This window comes from Gordonia rhizosphera NBRC 16068 (genome assembly GCF_000298195.1).
In the GTDB taxonomy this organism is placed as follows: Bacteria; Actinomycetota; Actinomycetes; order Mycobacteriales; family Mycobacteriaceae; genus Gordonia; species Gordonia rhizosphera.
In genome coordinates this window covers 1-4,442 of the sequence record NZ_BAHC01000041.1, presented here as the reverse complement: position 1 = coordinate 4,442, position 4,442 = coordinate 1, and the positions used below count along the sequence as shown (strand labels likewise).

At 67.3% G+C, this 4,442-nt stretch carries 6 protein-coding genes; 3 read left to right on the top strand and 3 right to left on the bottom strand.

Annotated features, from left to right (window positions below; all coding sequences use genetic code 11):
* The coding region (locus GORHZ_RS03655; RefSeq protein ID WP_006330480.1) for a hypothetical protein at nucleotides 1-1,132 on the bottom strand (1,132 nt) is incomplete at its 3' end.
* Nucleotides 1,133-1,324: 192 nt separating this feature from the next.
* Here GORHZ_RS03655 and GORHZ_RS29385 point away from each other — a divergent pair.
* The 3 genes from GORHZ_RS29385 (at nucleotide 1,325) to GORHZ_RS03640 (ending at nucleotide 3,782) form a co-directional block, all read left to right on the top strand.
* A complete protein-coding gene (locus GORHZ_RS29385; protein WP_006330479.1) occupies nucleotides 1,325-2,113 on the top strand; it encodes a hypothetical protein in 789 nt (262 codons plus the stop codon).
* Nucleotides 2,114-3,172 (top strand): C40 family peptidase, encoded by a 1,059-nt coding sequence (locus GORHZ_RS03645; protein ID WP_006330478.1) that lies wholly within the window; start codon nucleotides 2,114-2,116, stop codon nucleotides 3,170-3,172. It begins immediately after the preceding gene.
* 217 nt (nucleotides 3,173-3,389) lie between these two features.
* Complete coding sequence (locus GORHZ_RS03640) at nucleotides 3,390-3,782, top strand: hypothetical protein (protein WP_006330477.1); 393 nt, start codon at nucleotides 3,390-3,392, stop codon at nucleotides 3,780-3,782.
* On the opposite strand, the gene GORHZ_RS03635 is transcribed toward GORHZ_RS03640, so the two are convergent.
* Nucleotides 3,779-4,060 (bottom strand): hypothetical protein, encoded by a 282-nt coding sequence (locus GORHZ_RS03635; protein WP_006330476.1) that lies wholly within the window; start codon nucleotides 4,058-4,060, stop codon nucleotides 3,779-3,781. The two genes, GORHZ_RS03640 and GORHZ_RS03635, sit on opposite strands and share 4 nt — an antisense overlap.
* Before the next feature lie 232 nt (nucleotides 4,061-4,292).
* Nucleotides 4,293-4,442, bottom strand: a 150-nt coding sequence (locus tag GORHZ_RS31515) for a DUF5926 family protein (RefSeq protein WP_006330475.1), incomplete at its 5' end; no start/stop codon positions are given.

Genomic DNA, 4,442 nt, shown 5'->3' with positions numbered 1-4,442 from the left:
GCACGGTGACGTCCTTCTCCGCGGTGGCGGAGATGTCGAAGTCGCTGTCGGCGTGATAGTTGATCGTGCGAGTACCCGGATCGGAGAACCGGAAGGTGCAGGTGGACTCGCCGGTGCCGTTCATCGGCATCGTGACCGTGCGCGAACAGGATCCGGCCGGCGCGCCGTTCACCGTCAACGACGAGGACTGCAGCACCGTGACGGTGCCGCGGTCGGCGCCGGGCATCGCGTTGGTGAAGTGGTAGGCGAGGATGCAGAAGGTGTTCGTGCAGGCGTCGAGGTTGCCGGTCGGCTTGGGTACGGTGACCTCCGGCGCGGCCACCTTCGACAGCGGATCGGTCAAACCCTGCACCGTGGAGTAGAAGGTCTTCACCTCGTCGTTGGTCAGGAGGGTGACCTTCAGTTTGCTGGTCGTCGGCCGGTCTGCGGGGGCGGTGCGTACCGGACCCGCGATGCCGTAGATGCCTCCCTCGGCATCGATACGGATCGGGTTGTCGCCGGCGACGATCGTCTGGCCGTCGGATTGAACCGGCCCGGGGGCCAGGCCCTGCGGATCACCGGCCGACTCCACCCGCCGGTCGGGCGTCTGGTCGGCGACGGGTACCGCAATCACTCTGGCTCCCTGGTCGATTCGCTGATCCGAGTCCTGCGCGCCGAGCCCGTACGATGCGGGCAGCAGCACCGCTCCGAGGTCGATGCCGAAGAAATCAGGTCCGACGAGGGCCCAATTCCCGGCGGCGCCGGTGGAGTTGCGCCGCACCGTGCTGTCGGCGGTGGCGTTGCGGACATCCCAGAACGCGGCGTCGGCCTTGACGTAGGTACCGCCCGCGAGTTGGACGACCTCGGCGGGCGCGCCGTCGAGCGCCACCGTTCCGTGGACATCCCCCGCGGCCGTCACCGTCAGGTCCTGCACCCGGATCGGCGTGCCGTCGACGTTGAGGTCACCGTCGTAGGTGACACCCGGTGCGTCCGCCATGGCGGTGGTCGCGTCGTCGAGGGTGTGCTGTGCGCGTGTCGGCGCGGTGGCGACCGCCTGCCCCGACGTGGTCCGCGGGATCACCGCCACCACTGTCGCCACGAGCAGACAGACACACATCGCCCCCGCAGCCACAAGCGACTTGCGCGTCGACACTTCTCGACCACCCCCCGATGTCGGCCCTGGCCGGAGCAGGGCTTCGGCCTACTACTGTGCCCTGTGCACGGCCGCACCCCGCAGAGCGGGTCGGTCATCTGCACGACTGCACCCGGACCTGTCGGATTGATAACCTACATGTGGCGTGCGCGGCGGGAGGGTTCGCGTCCGTCGGGGGCAGGGGGTCAATCGATGGCGGAGCTGGATGTCGACACCGAATCGGTGCGCACTTTCGGCCGGCAGACCGAGGACCGGGGAACGACGGTCTCGGTGGAAGGACATCGTGGCGAGTTCGACACCGCGGTGATGGCTTCCGTCTTCGGGCTCGTCGGCGCCGATTTCATGGCGATGGCCTCGCTCGTCACCAACAACCACAATCACCAGGTCACCGCGATCGGTGAGCGGTACAGCGCCGTCGGGCGTGCGGTGCTCGGTTCCGCGAACACTTACGTGACGACCGACGAGGACAACGGCCGGCAGTTCGGCGGCGCCGGCGCGTCATCGGCCGGTGCGCTGACCGGTCTCTCGACCGGCATCGACCCCACCAGTCAGAACCTGACGCGCGAACAGGTCGCGACGATCATCATCGATCGCGGCAAGAAGATGGGCATGACCGACGACGAGATCACCTCGGCCATCGCCACCGGGCTCGTCGAGTCGAATCTCCAGAACCTGAATTACGGCGACCGGGACAGCGTCGGGGTGTTCCAGCAGCGCAACTTCGAGCCGTGGACCACCAACGGCCGCAACCGGCTGAACGTGGATGAGGCCGCGACCTCGTACTACGAACAGCTGCGCGACACCTCCGGCAGGCCCGGCGACCGTGCGCAGATGGTCCAACGTTCGGCGTATTCAATGAAATACGCCGAACGCATGAGCGAGGCCTCCGATCTCTACACCTCCCTGGCCACCGCGACTCCGGTGACCGCCACGACGACCCGAACCGCGCCGACCAGCCCCGGCGTCGAGGTGAGGGCCTAGATGCTCCCGCTCACCGTCCTGATCGCGCCGCTGCAGGCGCTCCTGACGTCCTTCGGCACCGGTGCGATGCCCGTCGACGGACCGTCGACACAGCTCCGCCGCGCCAGCGAGGTGCTGGAGAACGTTCGCAGACAATCGACCCAGGCGACGGTGGAACTGGATCATCAATGGCACGGGGTCGCCGCGACGCAGACCGTCGAGACCATGCACGCCATGCATCTCGACACCGCGCACACCTCCGATCGCGGCAACGAGATCGCGGTCGTCATGGACACGGCCACGGAGGTGGTCAACAGCGGATACCGTGACCTGGCCGCGATTCTCGACTCGTTCATCGAGACGACCAGCGCGGCGGGACCGGTACTGCTCACCCCCGCCGGTTGGCCGGCGCTCCTCGCAGTCGCCGAGCAGCACCTGCAGCGCGCGATGTCGGTGATCGAGCGGGTCCGTCACGACCTGGAGGGTGAGACCCGCAAGCTGCAGAAAGTCGCCGAGATGCAGGCCCTCGACCAGCGCCGGTACAACGAACGCGACAAGCAGGTCACCGGCGCGCAGCGGGCGCTGTCGAAGGCCTCGGCGTCGGCGACGGGAAGCGCCGAAGACGCGGCGGCACACGGCATCACATCGGAATCACTGCCCGGCGGCGGTGTACGGCTGACGTTGCCCAACGGCAAGGTGGTCACCGCCCCCAACGAGAAGGCCGCAAACGCGGTGCGCGCCGCCCTCACCCAACGGGGTGTCCCCTACGTGTGGGGCGGCACGACCCCGGGCAAAGGACTCGACTGCAGCGGACTGACCCAGTACTCGTATCGACAGGCCGGCGTCGAGATCCCGCGCACGGCGGAGAATCAGGCCATCGGCGCCCGCATCCCCGAGGGTCAGGCGCAGGCCGGCGACCTGGTGGTGTGGAGCGGTCACGTGGCGATGGCGCTCGGCGACGGCACGCTGATCGAGGCCGGCGACCCGGTGGCGATCTCGTCCATGCGCACCGACAACATCGGCCAGCAGTACATGGGCATCTACCGGCCCACGGCCGGTGGGACCACCGTCGCAGCCTGACGCCGATCGCCGACGGGATCGCGGAGATGTTCGTAGAGTGCGTGCTCATCTGAGTGCGCACCATGGCCAAGCAGTTCTTCGGGGCTGTCGGCGTGCGTCCTTAAGCTTGGCTCGCGACCAGATTTGTCAGCGCCGTGATGATGGAAGGCCGGAAGTGAATTCGTGTGCGCCTGTGTGGATCGCCCCGGCGATATCCGGGACAATCACGGTGATCGGCATGTTCACCGCATACGTCACGGCCGAGTTCGTCGGTCGCCGCAATCGGAATGCGGAGCGACGAAAGCGGCGGGTGGACCGGGCAACTGAGTCATGCGACCGGGTGGAGGCCGCGTACGCCAAGTACCGCGTGACCGGAGACGCGACTCCCGAGACCAGCCATGAGTTGGCCGCCGCGTCCCGCGCGTTTGCACGGGCGATCGAGGGCTGCAACGACACGTGGGTCCGGCAGAGGGCTGCGGCGTACGCCGATGCGATGCGCGCCTACTATCTGCTGTTCGGCCAGCCCCGTGATCCACTGGACGACGCGATCACGGCGCCGACGGTCGCGGAGATGGAGGCAAAGAGTGCTCAGTTCGGCGTGGCGTTGCGTAGCTACGAGGAGAACGGCTAAGCCACGGATAGTCGGTCGCTGACCTCGTGCTCGGTGGCCCGCTGTGCCAGGTATTCACCGAACTCGTCGTCGGAGACGCGTACAACCCGGAGCGCGCGTGCGTGGCGGACGACCAGGATTTCGTGCACTAGTTCGTCGGCGAAAGACACGGTAGCGGCGAGGAGACCGCCGCAGTCGAGAATGACCTCTGCATCGCTGAGGTCGTGTGGCAGCGCGCGGAGCAGTTGCTGCGCTGTGTCGCGTGAACCAGCCAGCGAGGGGGCGTCGAGAACTGTCATGTCAGCCCTCCGATCTCGGGTGAGTGGTGACCGCGGGTGTCCACCTAGCGTAGGTCATGGTGGCCCCGGTACAGGCTGGCGAGTGTCCGGTGCCGCCAACCGTCACGATATGTCTCGGCTCTGATATCTCCCGACCACGCGTGGAGTTGTCCACCGCGTTTACTCACCCGGAGCCGCAGGTCGCGAAGGCCCCGACCGCGTCGTCCAGGTCACCCATTTCCGAGACACACCACTAACGCAAGGTCACCTGACGGCCGCGGATCCCGTCGCGGGAGCGTAGCTCGGCGGTGTTCAGATCTCCGGTCTCTTCGAGGGCCTCGGTCAGCCACTCGTCGAACTGGTTGAGACCGTCGGACCACTCCTCGTGGTGCAGTTCGTTGTC

Excerpts from the sequence above, each read along its gene's own strand:
- GORHZ_RS29385 (WP_006330479.1), top strand. The coding sequence starts at position 1,325 with ATGGCGGAGCTGGATGTCGACACCGAATCGGTGCGCACTTTCGGCCGG.
- GORHZ_RS03645 (WP_006330478.1), top strand. The coding sequence starts at position 2,114 with ATGCTCCCGCTCACCGTCCTGATCGCGCCGCTGCAGGCGCTCCTGACG.
- GORHZ_RS03640 (WP_006330477.1), top strand. The coding sequence starts at position 3,390 with ATGTTCACCGCATACGTCACGGCCGAGTTCGTCGGTCGCCGCAATCGG.
- GORHZ_RS03635 (WP_006330476.1), bottom strand. The coding sequence starts at position 4,060 with ATGACAGTTCTCGACGCCCCCTCGCTGGCTGGTTCACGCGACACAGCG.